At 34.9% G+C, this 16,628-nt stretch carries 16 protein-coding genes; 10 read left to right on the forward strand and 6 right to left on the reverse strand.

Going from position 1 to position 16,628, the window contains the following annotated elements; all coding sequences use genetic code 11:
• Positions 1-23 precede the first annotated feature (23 nt).
• Both ACQUQZ_RS14345 and ACQUQZ_RS14350 read left to right on the forward strand, forming a co-directional pair.
• Positions 24-755, forward strand: coding sequence for a carbon-nitrogen hydrolase family protein (locus ACQUQZ_RS14345; RefSeq protein WP_435355689.1), 732 nt, complete (start codon positions 24-26; stop codon positions 753-755).
• A 17-nt stretch (positions 756-772) separates the two neighbouring features.
• On the forward strand, positions 773-1,252 hold the full coding sequence (locus ACQUQZ_RS14350; protein WP_435355690.1) for a GyrI-like domain-containing protein: 480 nt from the start codon (positions 773-775) through the stop codon (positions 1,250-1,252).
• Positions 1,253-1,278: 26 nt separating this feature from the next.
• On the opposite strand, the gene ACQUQZ_RS14355 is transcribed toward ACQUQZ_RS14350, so the two are convergent.
• Positions 1,279-2,796: an NAD(P)H-hydrate dehydratase gene (locus ACQUQZ_RS14355; RefSeq protein ID WP_435355691.1), complete on the reverse strand. Its 1,518-nt coding sequence runs from the start codon at positions 2,794-2,796 to the stop codon at positions 1,279-1,281.
• Between the two features lie 79 nt (positions 2,797-2,875).
• Between ACQUQZ_RS14355 and ACQUQZ_RS14360 the strand changes: the two genes are divergently transcribed.
• The 8 genes from ACQUQZ_RS14360 to arsM all read left to right on the forward strand — a co-directional run bounded on the left by ACQUQZ_RS14360 (position 2,876) and on the right by arsM (position 9,618).
• On the forward strand, positions 2,876-3,571 hold the full coding sequence (locus tag ACQUQZ_RS14360) for a TIGR04283 family arsenosugar biosynthesis glycosyltransferase (protein ID WP_435355693.1): 696 nt from the start codon (positions 2,876-2,878) through the stop codon (positions 3,569-3,571).
• Positions 3,572-3,644: 73 nt separating this feature from the next.
• Positions 3,645-4,691 carry a VOC family protein gene (locus ACQUQZ_RS14365; protein WP_435355694.1) on the forward strand — a complete coding sequence of 349 codons (1,047 nt, stop codon included), beginning with the start codon at positions 3,645-3,647 and terminating at the stop codon, positions 4,689-4,691.
• Positions 4,692-4,839: 148 nt separating this feature from the next.
• The gene (locus ACQUQZ_RS14370) at positions 4,840-5,139 is read left to right on the forward strand and encodes a DUF952 domain-containing protein (protein WP_435355695.1); all 300 of its coding nucleotides are present in this window, start codon (positions 4,840-4,842) and stop codon (positions 5,137-5,139) included.
• Between the two features lie 79 nt (positions 5,140-5,218).
• A complete protein-coding gene (locus tag ACQUQZ_RS14375) occupies positions 5,219-5,896 on the forward strand; it encodes a DUF2064 domain-containing protein (RefSeq protein ID WP_435355696.1) in 678 nt (225 codons plus the stop codon).
• Positions 5,897-6,004: 108 nt separating this feature from the next.
• On the forward strand, positions 6,005-6,994 hold the full coding sequence (locus tag ACQUQZ_RS14380; protein WP_435355698.1) for a phosphotransferase: 990 nt from the start codon (positions 6,005-6,007) through the stop codon (positions 6,992-6,994).
• 44 nt (positions 6,995-7,038) lie between these two features.
• Entirely contained in the window at positions 7,039-7,374 is a 336-nt protein-coding gene (locus ACQUQZ_RS14385; protein ID WP_435355699.1) for an arsenosugar biosynthesis-associated peroxidase-like protein, read from the forward strand.
• 109 nt (positions 7,375-7,483) lie between these two features.
• Positions 7,484-8,545 carry an arsenosugar biosynthesis radical SAM (seleno)protein ArsS gene (arsS, locus tag ACQUQZ_RS14390; protein ID WP_435355700.1) on the forward strand — a complete coding sequence of 354 codons (1,062 nt, stop codon included), beginning with the start codon at positions 7,484-7,486 and terminating at the stop codon, positions 8,543-8,545.
• A 101-nt stretch (positions 8,546-8,646) separates the two neighbouring features.
• Complete coding sequence (gene arsM / locus ACQUQZ_RS14395; RefSeq protein WP_435355701.1) at positions 8,647-9,618, forward strand: arsenosugar biosynthesis arsenite methyltransferase ArsM; 972 nt, start codon at positions 8,647-8,649, stop codon at positions 9,616-9,618.
• Positions 9,619-9,680: 62 nt separating this feature from the next.
• On the opposite strand, the gene ACQUQZ_RS14400 is transcribed toward arsM, so the two are convergent.
• From ACQUQZ_RS14400 to ACQUQZ_RS14420, 5 genes are all read right to left on the reverse strand, one after another.
• Positions 9,681-10,613 carry a dihydrodipicolinate synthase family protein gene (locus ACQUQZ_RS14400; RefSeq protein WP_435355703.1) on the reverse strand — a complete coding sequence of 311 codons (933 nt, stop codon included), beginning with the start codon at positions 10,611-10,613 and terminating at the stop codon, positions 9,681-9,683.
• Positions 10,614-10,662: 49 nt separating this feature from the next.
• The gene (locus ACQUQZ_RS14405; RefSeq protein ID WP_435355704.1) at positions 10,663-12,039 is read right to left on the reverse strand and encodes a DUF3748 domain-containing protein; all 1,377 of its coding nucleotides are present in this window, start codon (positions 12,037-12,039) and stop codon (positions 10,663-10,665) included.
• Positions 12,040-12,055: 16 nt separating this feature from the next.
• Positions 12,056-14,281 (reverse strand): hypothetical protein, encoded by a 2,226-nt coding sequence (locus ACQUQZ_RS14410; protein WP_435355705.1) that lies wholly within the window; start codon positions 14,279-14,281, stop codon positions 12,056-12,058.
• 71 nt (positions 14,282-14,352) lie between these two features.
• Complete coding sequence (locus ACQUQZ_RS14415) at positions 14,353-15,537, reverse strand: sialidase family protein (RefSeq protein ID WP_435355706.1); 1,185 nt, start codon at positions 15,535-15,537, stop codon at positions 14,353-14,355.
• 7 nt (positions 15,538-15,544) lie between these two features.
• Complete coding sequence (locus ACQUQZ_RS14420) at positions 15,545-16,624, reverse strand: polysaccharide deacetylase family protein (RefSeq protein ID WP_435355708.1); 1,080 nt, start codon at positions 16,622-16,624, stop codon at positions 15,545-15,547.
• Between the last annotated feature and the right edge of the window lie 4 nt (positions 16,625-16,628).

Below are 16,628 nucleotides of genomic sequence, written 5' to 3' on the forward strand. Positions count from 1 at the left end.
TTTTTTATATAAACTTATGAACAATGAAATTATGCTCTGCTCAAATACAAGCAATCAAGGGTGATATTGAAGGTAATATTCAAAAACATATTAATTTCATTAATTTAGCTGCGGAAAATGGTGCTGAACTAATCTTTTTTCCAGAACTTTCATTAACTGGCTACGAACCAAAACTCGCTAAAAACTTAGCAACGACGCAAGAAGATAAACGTTTTGATATTTTTCAAGAAATATGCGACACAAAACAGCTAATTATTTGTGTTGGAGTTCCAACAAAGCAAAGTATGGGTATTGCTATAAGCATGGTTATTTTTCAACCACATATTCCAAGGCAAACTTATTCTAAACAAATCCTGCACTCCGACGAATATCCTTATTTTGTTGGTGGAGATAATCAAGTTTTTATTTCCTTCAATAATCATCAAATAGCTCCTGCAGTTTGTTTTGAATCACTTCAAATGACACATTCAACTAATGCTTCAGCAAATGGGGCAAATATTTATTTAGCAAGTGTGGCAAAATCGGCAAAAGGTATTGAAAAAGCGAAGGTGCATTATCCTGAAATTGCCAAGAATCTAAGTATGACCGTTATGATGTCAAATTCGATAGGTATTGCAGATGACTTTTTAAGTGTAGGAAATTCGGCCGTTTGGAATAATGAGGGAGTTTTAGTGACTCAACTTGAGCAATTTGAAGAAGCCATTCTTATTTATGATACAGAAACAAAAAGCAGTCAATTTTATTATTTCAACTAAATTATCCTTTTTAGCCCATGACCCCAAGAATTGAATTATTAACCGAAAAAAAACTGATTGGCAAAAAACTGGAGATGTCTTATGCTAATAATAAAACGCCTGAGTTATGGCGAAGTTTTATGCCAAGAAGAAATGAAATTAGCAATAATATTGGTACAGAACTTTTTTCATTACAAGTTTTTGAAACATCACATTTCGATAATTTTAATCCCAATAAAAATTTTGAAAAATGGGCTTTGATTGAGGTTTCAAACTTTGATATAGTACCGACAGATATGGAAACCTTTGTATTAAAAAGTGGTTTATACGCTGTTTTTTTTTATAAAGGCTTAAATACTGATACTAGCATTTTTCAATATATCTTTACTTCATGGCTACCAAATTCAAAGTATTCTTTAGATGAAAGACCTCATTTTGAGATTTTAGGAGAAAAATACAAGAATAATGACCCAAGTTCGGAAGAAGAAATTTGGATACCCATCAAATTAAAAGAATAAGTACAATTATTAGATAATATCAGAAGTCAAAACCTTATATACTCGACAATATCACTCGCAATCATATTCGTTATACTTCTATTTTCGGCAGCTTTATCACCTGCCGAACCATGTTGATAAACACCAAAAATGGCTGCTTCTTGTGGTGCATATCCTTGAGCCAAAAGAGCTAATATCATACCAGTGAGTACATCACCGCTTCCAGCAGTGGCCATCCCGGCATTTCCTGAAGAATTAAAATGTATTGTTCCATCGGGTAAAGCAATAGCTGTATTTGCACCTTTTAGGCAAACAATAACTTCCTGATTTACAGCAAATTGCACCAATAAGGACAACTTTTCGTAGTCATTTTTCCAAGTTTTATTAATTAACTTTTGGAATTCTTTTGGGTGAGGTGTAAGGATAGCATTCTTAGGGATTTTCTTCATGACATCTCTGTTTTCTGCATTAGAAATATTATTAAGAGCATCTGCATCAATAACCATGGGAATTTTCAATTCATAACAAACTTCAAAAAGTTTTTCGACACCAATTTTTATATCTTGATGTACTCCTATTCCTGGGCCAATTCCAACAGCCTGATAAGGTGCAAGTATTTCTCTATCCCAAGATTTTGTGGCAATAAAATTATTATTTCCCAAAGACTCCCAATACATCGCTTCAGGCAAAAGCATTTGCATGATTTGTAAACCAGTAGGAACTGAATGAACAGTAAGTTTGCCAACCCCCGATCGCATACATGCACGTGCCGCAAGCACCGCTGCACCCATCATTCCATAGCTTCCTGCAATCAGTAAACCATGTCCAAAAGTCCCTTTATGAGAAAACTTTTTTCGAGGCCTAACTAATTTCTCAACTTCTTTTGGTGTAGAATAAAAGTATTTTGTTTCAGCATTTTGAATGAAATTTTGGTCTAAACCTATATCAACAAGATGCCAATCACCCACAAATTCGGCATTTTGAGGAAGCATAAAAGCTAATTTGGGCAATTGAAAACTAATCGTATGTGAAGCATGAATAATCACATCAGCAACATTATTTGATTGATCAGCAAATAACCCTGTTGGCATATCAACTGAAATAATTTGAGCTTCACTCCTATTTAATTGATCGACAATCCTTTTTACTAAACCTTCTAAAGGCCGAGATAAACCCGAACCAAAAATAGCATCAATGATCAAATCACTTGGCAATAATTCAACCCCAATTGCCTCACTATCAATTACTTGCACATTTAATTGTCGTTCTAATCTTCCAAGATTTATTTCAAAATTTTCTGATTTTTTTTCTGAGTACCTCACTACAAAAACTTCCAAATCATAACCTAATGGATGCAACATTCGGGCAATTGCCAGACCATCACCACCATTATCGCCAAGACCACAAAAGATTTTAATTAGCTGATTTCTATCTGTGAAGTTTTCACAAAACCAATCAACAAAAGCCCTTGATGCCCTTTCCATCAAAACAATCGAAGCAATTGGTTCGTTTTTAATCGTAAAAGCATCTGCTTCTCGAATTTGTTCAACGGATAATATTTTCATATATATTTGTTCAAAAAAATAATTTGTACTTACAAATAACACCATTCAAGTCATTGTTTTACTTAAATTATATAAATCATTGAAAATTAGTGTTATTATTCCTACCAAGAATGAAGCTCAAAATATAGCTATTTTAATCGAATCTTTAAAAAAATATGGTGGTGCAAATTTGCAAGAAATCATCGTCATTGATGCTCCCGATTCGATTGATCGTACCTTTACTATCGCTGAAAACTTAGGTGTTAAGGCTGTAAAATCCCCCCAAACTGGGCGGGCTACTCAGATGAATTATGGAGCTGATATGGCTAAAGGCGATATTCTATATTTTGTTCACGCCGATACTCAAATCCATCCTGATTATTCGTTTGATATTTTGCAAGCGTTAAAGCAAGGTTACGATTTTGGTTGTTACCGTTATCAATTCGATTCAGCTCAATTTTTACTTAAAGTAAATGCTTTTTTTACTCGATTTCCATTTATTTGGTGCAGGGGTGGCGATCAAACCCTCTTTATTCGGAAAAAAGATTTCATAAAGATAGGATGTTTTCGGCAAGATTTTCAAATCATGGAAGATTATGAATTCATAATGAGAGCAAACAAAAGTTTAAAATTTAAGATAATACCTAAAAATGTAATTGTTTCTGCCAGAAAATACAAAACAAATTCATATCTTCGGGTTCAAAAAGCAAATTTTACTATCATGCAAATGTTTCTAAGAGGAAATGTTTCTCAGCAAAAAATGGTAGAAACTTATCGCAAAATGTTAAATCCTTAATTTTATAAATAGGGGTTTATATGATTTAAATTGTCGTCAAAATAAATCCCAAAAATCATTACACACATTAAATATGTCAGAATTAATAAGTGGTATTCAGCAAGTAGGAATTGGTGTAAAAAATGCACAAGATGCATTTAGTTGGTATAATCGAACATTTGGCTTAAATGTGCCTCTTTTCGATGATGTTGCCGAAGCAACTTTAATGACTCGCTACACCAAAGGAAATATTCGTCAAAGAAGAGCAATTTTAGCACTGAATATGGCTGGAGGTGGTGGTGCAGAGATTTGGCAATCGAATAGTCCAGCACCTCTTGCAGCCAATTTTGAACCTCAAATCGGCGATTTAGGAATCTTTGCTGTAAAAATAAAATGCTCAAATATCGAACAATTTGCTGATAAACAACAAATTAAGACCAGTATTTCACCTGAAAATAAAACTTTTTCTTGGATCAAAGATAGCTACGGCAATCAACTACAAGTCGTACAAGACGACTCATGGTTTCGTCCAAAAGGCAGTATAACAGGTGGTGTTTTGGGTGTTGTCATTGGCGTAAGTGATATTGACAAAGCATTAAATTTGTATCAAAATGTGTTACAAATCAGTGAGTTGGTTTATGATAAATCAGGCATTTTTGAAGATTTAAAAGAATTAAACGCTGATAAAAAACATTTTCGTAGGGTTTTACTACGTAAACCAATGAATAATAATGGTGCTTTTAGCCGTTTGCTTGGGAATGTTGAAATTGAACTTATCCAAGCACTTGACAGTACACCAAAAACAATATTTGAAGATAGAAGCTGGGGCGATTTAGGTTTTATTCATGTGTGTTTTGATACACTCGACATGGATGCTTTGAAACAAAAATGCACTGAAAATGGTTTTCCATTTACTGTTGATAGCAAAGTGAATGGTGAAACCTTTGATATGGGTGAAGCTGGCGGAAGATTCACGTATTTAGAAGACCCTGATGGTACGCTCATTGAATTTGTAGAAACGCATAGAGTGCCTATTTTGAAAAAAATTGGTTGGTATTTAAACCTTAAAAAGCGTAAGACACAAAGACCACTACCCGACTGGATGGTATCAACAATGGGTTGGGGCAAAGTGAAAGCATGAGTGGGAATTTTGAATGACAAGGTACAGCTTATTGGTAACTGAGCGTAACCGAAGTTATGAGATAAAAGAAAAAAAACGTCCATTTTGGACGTTTTTTTGTAACACAAAACTCCATTTTGTGCATCGTTGAAGAATAAAAAACAATAAAATGGCAATTATTTATCATATTACGAGCAAAGATTGGTGGCAAAAATGGGAAAATGTCGATTATTATGAAAGTCCAACCCTCCACCAAGAAACATTTATTCACCTAAGTACCGCCGAGCAAGTGGATGGTGTCTTAGCACGTTATTATGCTGGCCAGACCAATTTATTGAAACTTCATGTCAATACAGAAGCATTGACTGCTGAATTGAAATACGAATTAGCAACCAACAATGAACTTTTTCCACATTTATTTGGGAGGTTGTATAAAGAAGCTATACTGAAAGTTGAAGATATAGGTTAATTTATTTTTGTATGTATTATTTTTTATTTGCATCCAAATAACGCTAATAATCGTATATATGTGAAAACTTACTAATTGTTTGAAAAACGCTACTTCCATATTGATTTTTATCCAAGATGTGTCGAAAGATGCTTCTCTAAAAACGCTTACTCCTTCCAAAAACACAGGAGTTAATCGTTTGGTATTCAATCAATTAAATAGTTTTGTTGGGCGAACCGCTCGTTCTACAGGCTTGTCAGTTTTTTATTCCAACCAATTAATTGATGATCATAAAAATGGCTTTGGTAAGCAACTTTCATTATCCATTCAAGCAGTTTTTGAGAAAGGCTTTGAATATGTAATTTGTATAGGGAATGATTGCCCCGCACTTAGTAAAGTACAAATTCTAGATGCGGCCGAAAAACTTAAAACGGTCAATACTGTTCTTGGTCCCGACCAACGTGGTGGTGTATATCTACTCGCTGTATCAAAAAATACTTTTGATGCCCAAGTCTTTGAGAATCTTGCTTGGAAAAGTGGAATGATGTTGACGAGTTATCTCAAACAATTTGCTCAACAAAAAATCTTTTTTCTTGAATCCCTCTCTGATATTCATACTTTTGAAGAATTACAAAACTATTCTTTATCAAGGTATTTTATTAGATTTTTACTTCAACTTATTGAAAAATCTACTGCAAAAAAAATATCCATATTCTCCTACTTATTTGACAATCAAGTAATTAGACTGTCATCTCTTAGAGCTCCCCCGGCCTATTGATATTTTAGATTAACAATTCTTAAAATTTTCGATCATTATTGGTTAGGCACAACTTGCCTATTCCAGTTTGAGGCGTGGTATGTTTTATTTTTTTGACAAATACCTCTAATGTTACTATCCGATAATTTAAATATACTCAAAACATATCTTCATTCTAAAAACTGGATTTCGGAAAATGAAGAAGTGATCAAAGCAGAAAAGCCTGGCAATGGGAATATGAACTTTACACTTCGGGTTTATATATCAACAGGTAAAACTTTTATTATCAAACAATCAAGAGATTATGTAGAAAAATATCCTTCGATTGCTGCTCCAGTCGAAAGAGCCATAACCGAAGGCAAATTCTATGAATTTACTCAAACGAACAAAAAACTACATTCTTTTATGCCAGACATTTTTGGCATAGATGAAGTGAATAATATCATCGTCACGCAAGATCTTGGTTTAGCAAATGACTTTACAAATTTATACAAGTCCAAGCAGCAAATTTCAACAGATGAGATTACTTCAATAATTGAATATCTCAGTGAATTACATCGCAGTTTTAGAAGTGAAACTCCGAATCCGATATTTGCGAATCGGGCAATGCGTGCCTTAAATCATGAACATATTTTTATCTATCCATTGATGGAAGAAAATGGTTTTGATCTTGATAATATATTAAAAGGCTTGCAAAAAGTAGCAATGGAATATAAAACCGATAGAGATTTTAAGAATATTGTAAAGAATTTAGGTGAAGTTTATTTGTCTGATGGCAATTACTTATTGCACGGCGATTATTATTTAGGAAGTTTTTTGAGATCCAATCGTGGAGTAAAAATAATCGACCCAGAATTTTGTTTTTATGGCTACGCAGAATTTGATTTAGGTGTTTTGATTGCTCACTTAAAAATGAGTGAACAAAGCCAAAAAACGATTGAATTGGCAATTACTAATTATAAAAAATCGGATGATTTTAATGAAATACTACTAAATCAATTCATCGGAGTAGAAATCATGCGAAGAATTATAGGTATAGCACAATTACCACTAACTCTTTCTCTTGAGAAAAGAGTTGATTTATTAAAAGAAGCAAAATCACTCATAACAAATGCTTAATAGAAGCATTTAAAATAACTCAAAAATATCTAAAAAAAACACTTATGAACACATATTATAACCCTGAAGATTTAGCGAAGTTTGGTAAAATTGGCGAATTTGGTGGCAAGGATTTAGCAGCAAAATTTTTCAATTACTATGGAGAAACCTTCAAAGATGGAGCATTGAGCGAACGAGAAAAATCTTTGATTGCCCTTGCCGTAGCTCATGCTCTTAAATGTCCTTATTGTATTGATGCCTATACAGCCGACACTATTTCAAAAGGTTGCTCGGAAGATGAATTGATGGAAGCTGTTCATGTAACCGCTGCACTTGCTGCTGGTGTAACACTCGTACATAGCGTCCAAATGATCAACAAGGCTAAAGAATTGATGATGTAAAAAAATATTTTTTTGATGAGTCAGTAATAGAATGAATAATAAAATTCGCCACAGTTAAAGAACAATTCTATTTCAAGTTTTCACTTATTCTATCATTCAACATTAATTAATGAATCCAGTAAAATCACTTAAAGCTCAAAAAAATGAATTGGGCGACTCGGCATTTCAATTAAAAATATTGAATGACGATGAAAAAATTGGCAAGAAACTACCGCTTTTTCGTGAAAAATTAGAGGATATTGGTTTATTTCCATTAAAACCAACAAAACTGGAGATTTTTCAGATAAACGTTGGCAAAATGTGTAACCAAGTTTGCAAACACTGCCACGTAGATGCTGGGCCTGACCGCAAGGAAATAATGACACAAGAAACGATGCAACTTTGCATTGACATTTTGAAAAAACACAAGTTTACAACCTTAGATTTGACTGGTGGAGCTCCTGAAATGAACAATGATTTTCGTTGGTTTATTGAAAATATTCGTGCGGTTGATAATGAGATTAAAATTATTGTTCGTTGTAATTTGACTATTATTTTGGCAAATCCAAAGTATCATGATTTACCTCAATTCTTCAAAAAACACAAAATAGAAGTGGTTTCTTCTTTACCTGCCACAAGTGCTTCTCGTACTGATTCTCAACGTGGTGATGGTGTTTTTGATGACTCAATTAAGGCTTTGCAAATGCTCAACGAAGTAGGTTATGGCAAAGAAGGAAGTGGGTTGATTCTCAATTTAGTTTATAATCCGTCGGGTGCTTTTTTACCTTCTGGGCAAGCTGGTTTGGAGAAGGAATTTAAAAGAGTTTTGAAAACCAAATTCAATATCGAGTTCAATTCACTTTTTGCAATTACCAATATTCCTGTCAGTCGTTTTCTCGACTATTTGCTTGTTAGTGGCAATTATGGGGCTTATATGGACAAACTTGTAGAAGCCTACAATCCTGTGGCAGCGGCAAATGTGATGTGCCGAAATACCCTTTCAATTGGTTGGGATGGCTATCTTTACGATTGTGATTTCAATCAAATGCTTGATTTGAAAGTAGATGCAAAAGCCAAACATTTAAGAGATTTTGACTTCGATGAACTTAGTAATCGTTCGGTAATAATCAATCAACATTGTTATGCCTGTACGGCAGGAGCAGGAAGTTCTTGTGGTGGTGAAGTAGCTTAAATGCTGTTAGCTTTTAGCGATTGGCTATTTGAATCACTTTAAATAAATTATTATTCTAAAAAAAGCTAATAGCTAAATGCTAAAAGCCTAAATCTAATAAAATGGAAAGTTATTTAGAAACAACTATTGATGTTTATAAACAAGCAGCCGAAAAGCCAGATGTAGGTTTGTGTTGCACTACTACTCCTGTTTGGGCATTACCAGGTTTGACAATGCCTAAAATTATGGAACAAATGAACTATGGTTGTGGTAGCACGGTCAATCCTCGTGATTTGGTCAATAACCCAACTGTATTATATGTCGGTATTGGCGGAGGGATGGAATTATTACAATTTTCTTATTTTAGTCGCCAAAAAGGTGGTGTTGTAGGAATTGACATTGTGGACGAAATGTTGGCGGCTTGCAAAGAGAACATGAATGAGGCTGAACGTTTGAACGACTGGTTTAGCAAAGATTTTATTGATATTCGCAAAGGAAATGCTCTTCATTTGCCAGTAGAAGATGAAACAATTGATGTAGCAGCTCAAAACTGTTTATTCAATATTTTCAAGACCGAAGATCTAAAATTAGCTTTAGCAGAAATGTACAGAGTGTTAAAGCCACGAGGAAGGCTTGTAATGTCTGACCCAATCTGTGACTATGAAATGTCTGATGAACTTCGCAACGATGAACGATTGCGAGCTTTGTGCCTCACTGGCTCAATTCCCTTAAAAGATTATATTAAAATGATTACAGATGTAGGCTTTGGTACAGTTGAAATTCGGGCCAAACGTGCTTATCGTGTCCTTTCGCCTAATCATTATCCAACTAACGAGTTGATATTTATCGAATCAGTAGAAGTTTGTGCCATCAAAGACCCAATGCCTGATGATGGCCCTTGTGTATTTACTGGTAAAACCGCTATTTATTTCGGCAATGAAGATTGTTTTGATGATCAAAAAGGGCATATACTACTTCAGAATCAACCATTGGCAGTTTGTGATAAAACCGCTGGTGCATTAGCCGCTTTGAGCCGTGACGATATTTATATTTCCAATTCTACTTGGTTTTATGATGGTGGTGGCTGTTGTTAAAAAAGTTGATGAAATTGAGAAGAATATTGCGAGATATTCTTCTCAATCTCATCAGCCTACTTTTATAAAACCAACTTAAAATCATACATTTCAGCCAATGCTTTGAAAGAATCCATCAAAGCATTTATTCGAATATTATCTACATTGGTCAAAGTTTCCGTTGGAATACGAGTATTTGTTTCGATTTTTAAGCCTCTTTTTTGCAAGAAAAGCTTGGCAGCGTAAGGGTAAAATGAATGCGTAACCCTATCCATCATGGTTAAAAATGCGTGTAAACGATTCAATTCTTTTGTTCGGCCATTAGTAAAATATTCTTTCAATAAATAAGAATAAGGCTCAGGGTAAAAATTTGCTGAAATGGGTGAAATACCCCTCGAACCAGAATCCAGCGAATCAAGTGCTGTGGAAGTATCGGCATTATAAACACCAAAGTTAGTACCCTCAACAGCAGAAGCTTTTTTTGCTAATGATAGAGAATTACAACTGGTATCTTTATGGTAAATAAATCTTTCAGTAGAAGCCATCCATTGCATGATTGCTGGGCTTAACAATCGTTTATAAGGCACAGGACATTCATAAACTCCTAAAGGAATATTGCCAGTTTCGGCCATTATTTGCTCCAAACGAGCCTTCAAAATATCCTCATTTTCATCAGGTTCTACTAAAAGACTGGTGATTAAAATAACAGCATCTACACCTGTATCGTAAATTTTTTTAATAAATTCGCTATTTGTAGTAATATCTCTACTGAATGTCCCTGTGGCAACAACTGGCACTTTGTCTTCACATAACTTTACCACATTACTTGTCAAAAACAGGCGTTCTTCGGAAGTAAGTTGGTACATTTCACTCGACAAACAATTGGCAAACATACCATTAGCACCTGCTTCCAAATACATATTTGTCAAGCTTTCTAAACCTTCTAAGTCAATGTGATTACTTGTGGTAAAAGGCGTAATCATTACCGGCCATAATCCTTTGGGTAATTTGTTCATGTAATAAATTTTTATAATTAAGGCTGAATATTACTACTTTAAAAATGTACTATTTAGACACGTCTACAACAAAGATTTGCTTTGATGTTTTATTATTGTCAATGGTTAGAACTCGATTAAATGCGATTATTTTACCATCATGCGAAACAACTAAGTTAGATGGAGCAGGAATGCTTGGCTTAGTAATTTGCTTAAATCTTTTTTCAAAGGTTTCGTTTCCAATATCACAACGATTGATACTCCCATTCCAAATATAAAATACACTTTTGCCATTTGGATGCCAACGAATACTTCCATCCACATCAGTTCGATGAAAAGTAAGCTGAGTTAAACCTTCGCCTTTTGGAGATATTGTAAATACTTGCCGAATGCCATATTTGTCTTTGGCAAGAAAAGCTAACAAATCACCATCAGGTGATGAACGAACAATTCCTACGCAACCCGCTTGTGGCGTTTCGGCAGTAAAAGTAAGCCTTTGCTGACTTGCACCTTTGGGTGGCATTGGCAAATCTGTTTTTGTTCCTTCCAAAGCTCCAAAATCGCCTTCAATTTCTATTTTTTCTGGAATGTCAACAATATAAACTTCATCAACACTTTTGCCATTTTTATCTCTTACTGTTCCTATAAATGCTCTGGCTATTTGTCGAGTGCCATTTTCTTTTAAATAACCATTTTTCCCAACCCAACTATCGCCTGCCGCATGGCTAATTTCATCCGAACCTAATTTTGGATTTGCTACAACTCGAACAACCAAAGCACTGAACCATTCTCCTGAAACTTTCTCACCATTTTCGTCTGATTTTACATTGACTTGGCTTATTTTTTTTGAAACACCAATGGTTCGTAAATTATGCTTTTCACGAGTAGAATCTTCCAAGGCTTTCATAATGGCATCATTGTAGGTAAAACCAATCCATTTGCCATCTCCACTAAATTCGTGACGGTGCGTACCTCCACGCAAAGCTCCTCTGATATAGGGAAAATCAATATCACGAGCATCCATGAAAATAGGCTTTTCAATATTGGTTTCATCAATAATTACGCCTGTACGTCGCCATTGTTGATAAGGATTTTTCTCTGTGATATTTTTTAATCCATGAATAAAAACTACCGCATTTTCAACGGGTGAATAACTCACCGCCCCTACTCCTGGCCCCCAAATTTGATTGTTTTTGATTTGATAAAGTACTTTTTTTTCACCTGTTTTGATGTTTACTTTCTCAATTTTAGCTGATGCAGCTATTCCCTCATCATCGGTACGAGTATCATAGACCAACCATTGATTATCAGGCGAAAAATTATCATTATTATCTAAATCATGGTTATAAGTCAAATCATGTGTGATTTGCTTTTCTGGAAACTCTTTCATTGTTTTACAGCCAAAAATCAAAAATTGAAAAGCGATACCTAAAAGTACATATTTCATTGTTTTATTAAAAAAATCATTTCATCGGTGGACTGATAACACCTAAATATCTTCCGAGCCAATAAGGTAAAAGCCAAATATCACCAGCACTATGTTCGGAAGTACCATTGCTTCCTTTACGGTCTAAATTAAACATGTTTCCATTATGTCGCTGAATCGGTCTTTCATCGGGTGGCAAAACTTCTCTGATGGTTTGACTACGGAAATTAGTGACTAATTTATCAATATCTTTGCGATGGCTATTCATAATTTGCCAATCAATCAAATCGAGGGGATGCTCACGCAAATACCAAGCAGCTTCGTTTAAATCAAAATTGTTTGTTCCTGTCAATGCCGTGAAAATATTCCACGCCCCTTCTTTTTCTGGGCGTTCAGCCTCCCAATGATCAATAATGGCTTTTTTGAAATGTGCTTTGAGCGTATCATTCAAAGCATAACGATATAAGCCCCAATAGCCTACAAAATACATTTCATCATCAGAATGATTCCAAGCATCTGACATTTTTTTGCTATGTTCATCGGCGTCGGCAGGAGCATAACCAATTTGTTTCATCGAACGCATTAAGTTTTCAAAATAGCCGTATTTTTTCATTAATTCAAAAGCTTTCTCTTTATAAATTGGCTTTTTAGTAAAATGATAGGCCGTTTGGAGCATCGCAATAATATTAGAAGAATTGAGTTTTCGGTCGCCCACGTTGGTTGGGAAAGCATTCACATATTCAGGATTCCAACGCCCCCAAGTAGTTGGTTTTCCATCATAATCAATCATGTAATAATTGTTTTTGACAATATGAGCCATCAAAGTATCAATCAGAGTAATCGAGCGTTTTTTAATGGTTGGGTCATTGATTAATTCTGCCATTGCTCCAAAAGCAAAAATATGTCCGATTACCTCATCACTACTGGTCGTAGATTTCCAATCCCATTCGCCTTCAGGTGAATGTTGCCAACGCTCAGGGTCAGAAAGTTTCTCAATAAATCCTCTTCTTTCAAACGACCTTGAAGGGAAGCCAGGAATGCCATTCACAGTATAAAGTCGCTCCATCGCATCCAAAGCTTCACGGCAATTTTGCAAGGCATCAGGTTCTTTTGTAACAGCATATCTAAAAATTTCACCACCCAAGTACATGGAAGTCCAAAGGCCATCATTGTCCGAATCAGCCAAATAGCCTGTTGAAAGATTCCCTTTTTCCATATTATCCAAAGAAGCATTGAATCCATTTCTGATATGCCTACTTCTTACCTGTTCTTCAAAAAACATTGCTTTTTCATGAAGTGTCATACTTTTGAAGTTAATTTGAGCCAAACCTGCTTTTGTCAAAATCAAAACTGAATTATTTGGTCCTTCTGAAATATGTTTTACTTTATTGCTTGGCAACCAACGTTCGCCATTGTAATAATCAAATTTGCCATCAGTCCGCAAAGCAAAAGCACCATTGCTTGTGCCAAACCAAACTTTATCATTGATCGTTTTTATAGCTGTTATTTCGGTCACTGGAAGTTTTAGATGCTTCTCCCCTATTTGTTTTTTTGTGGTAATATCGAATTCTAAATAACCATCTTTTGTACCTATAAGTGCTTTTTTATTATCAAAAGAAAGGTCAAATGCCGTTAGATTTGAGCCTTCAAACACTTTTGTGATTTTTTGAGTAATTGGAGAAAAACTGTAAAGCGATTGTTTTCCTAAAACCCAGAAAAGATTAGCAGATTTTTGAAATCTAATTTCTTGTATCTCATCGCCCGACAAATCACCATTCCAAAGTGTTTTAGAATCTTTTAATAAATGAATACTTTTTCCATCTGAAATTAAAAAGGTAAAGTTTTCGCCACCAACAAAAAGTTTTGCACTGGGCAATTCATGCTTTGAAAACAATGTCCCTGCCCAAGCATTGCTAAAAACTGTTTTATTGTCTAAAAACACAAATTGGTTTTCATAACTACCAATCGAACTTATTTTTTTGTCCTGAATAGTACGATAAGTTTTATCAGGAAGCAAAGTACCAGCATATAAAAACTGTCCATCATGCGGGACTAATAAACCTGCTGATGAATAGATTTTAATATTTCCATTTCGGTCAGCATAGGCTTCATTTAATTGAGTATTGACATCTTTTGAGTAGTATTTTATGCTAAAATCTTGTAAATATGGCTTATCTTGATAAACGGGTTGCTTGGTTTGCCCGAAAGTTTGACTAAGAGCAACACATAATAAGATAATTAATTGGTATTGAGCGGTTTTCATTCTTGTAGCTATGATGATAGTGTATTTTTAAATCTTGCAATTGAACAGATTCGAAAATCCGTTCTACTTTATTATTCTACTTCAATTTTTTGAGGATTTACTACGACATATTTAATAGATTTTTTATCTTTTTCGGCATGATACGAGTAAGTGATATGCAGCAACCCATCTTTTGTTTGAATCAAACATGGGTAAGAAAAACTACCCTTATTTGGCTCTACATTTTCGAGACGAGTTTTCCATTTCCACGTTTTACCTTCATCATCAGAAAGAAAAAGGCTCAAACGATAACGTCCATCATCAATATCATTTCCCAGAAAAGCCCAACGACCATCTTGTAAAACTAAGAGTTCTACACTCGCTGTATTTGGAATTGTTGTTTTTGTTGTAGCCGACCAACTTTCACCTTTATCGCTTGATTCACTATAATGTACCCGAGAGGGTTCATCACCACTGTCTCGCATCAGTGCAACCAAATTCCCATTCTTTTTCTGAACAACTGCTGGCTGAATTGGGCCACGTCCAACAACAGGTAAACTTGGTCGCCATGAAATTCCATTATCGTCAGAAATGGCCATCAATGACATATTAAAACCATCAGAATACAATGGTAAAACAATTCTTCCATTCTCCATTAAAAGAGGCTTTATTCTTGTCATCCAACCAATACTTCTTTTGGTTGCATCATTGGAAGCTGTAATAATCATATCATCATATTTTTGTGCATAACCAGCCCAACCTTTCTTGCTTTCTGGTAAGTCTTTGAATTTTTTGGTTACTTCCTTACCAAAATTATCTTCGGGTTTGAGCAAAATATTGTCTTGCCAATTCCAAACTGGGGAGCCTGATTTCAAATAATCAGTTGAAGTTCTGAAACGTAAAATAGATTGTTCCCATTTATTTGCTTGTACAGCAATCCAAACCAAGAAAAGTTTATTTTCTTTATTCAAAAAAAGTACAGGATTACAGTCAGGAATATTGGGTGTATCGGCCATCAAAAAAGGTTCACTCCAAGTAGTTTTACCTTTTTCGAGTCTTGCTCCCATCAGTTTTACATCATCAGAAGTTCGTTCACCACTGCCATAAAACCAAACTGTCAAAAAATCTCCATTAGGCAAACTCACAATACTACTGGCATGAACATGTTTTTCTTGGACAGGAAAAATAAGTATTGAATTAATAATTGCTTTGTTTTGAGCAAAAATGACTGGTAAAGTCAACAAATGAATGATTAAAATTAAAAATATTTTCTTCATAATGTCTTTATTTAACGTTTTTACGTCTTTCCATCAATTCACGGAAAGTTGTAAGAATGATTCCTTCTGATTCAATATATGCTTTCAATTCAGGGTTGAGCATCGAATTCATATCGGCCAATCGTGAGCCTCCCGAAGCACTGATTTGCTTGAATTCTTCGGTAATATCGCTGCTATGTACAATCATCATTGCTACACCAGGTTGCATACTTTTGAGTGTTTCAATAAATTTTTGAGCTTTATATTTTCCCCATTCTTCGGGAGTTGGATTTCCTTCTGGTCTCCAATCTCCACTAATCGAATGCAAATCATCGAGAACTGGCAAACCCGCATTCCATAACCTTTCGCCAATTTTCTTTGATTCCGTAGCCATATTTGTCAGTCCATAAGAAGTTTGTGGCAATTTCATGCCTTCTACCCATTTGCCTTCAGCTTTCATTTTTTTTATAAAAGGCTGATTGATACATTCATACAATAATTTATTATTTCCACCGGGAAACATCACAGGTATGCCATATTCAATGCCAACTTTAATATATTTTTCAACAAAAGGTGGATAGGCAAAAAGTGTCCCCATGTGCGAATCAAGGTGTGTTGGTTTTAGGCCCATTCGCAAAGCTCGTTCTACCTGCGTTCTAATTTCTTTCTCAATTTCATCAGGATTCGAGTTTTTGATAACTTCTTCAACTCCACGCCACATACAACCTTCTTTATCGCAAAGTCCTGGCACATTCATAAAACCTGAAAGAGGCGTCCAACGATATTCTTTCCATTCAGAAGTTAGTGTTAGATGAAGTCCAGCATCGGTATTAGGTCTATTTTTTTGAATATAATTGATAAAACTCGCTGCCCACGGACAAGGCATCATAATGCTACATGAGGTAGCGATGCCTTTTTCAAGCGATTTGATTGCACCTTGATTAGAAGAATATGACATTCCGCAATCATCTACGTGAAAAATGACAACCTTTTTTCCTTTAGGAAAACCTAATTTTTCGGCATAGGTTTGTTCGGTTTGTGCTTGAACTTGCCAAGATTTGAAAATAAACAGAACAACTATTAATAATTGTAATTTAAAGCTTTTCATTGAT

Origin of the sequence: Emticicia sp. SJ17W-69, assembly GCF_051209875.1 — a bacterium.
GTDB lineage: Bacteria > Bacteroidota > Bacteroidia > Cytophagales > Spirosomataceae > Emticicia.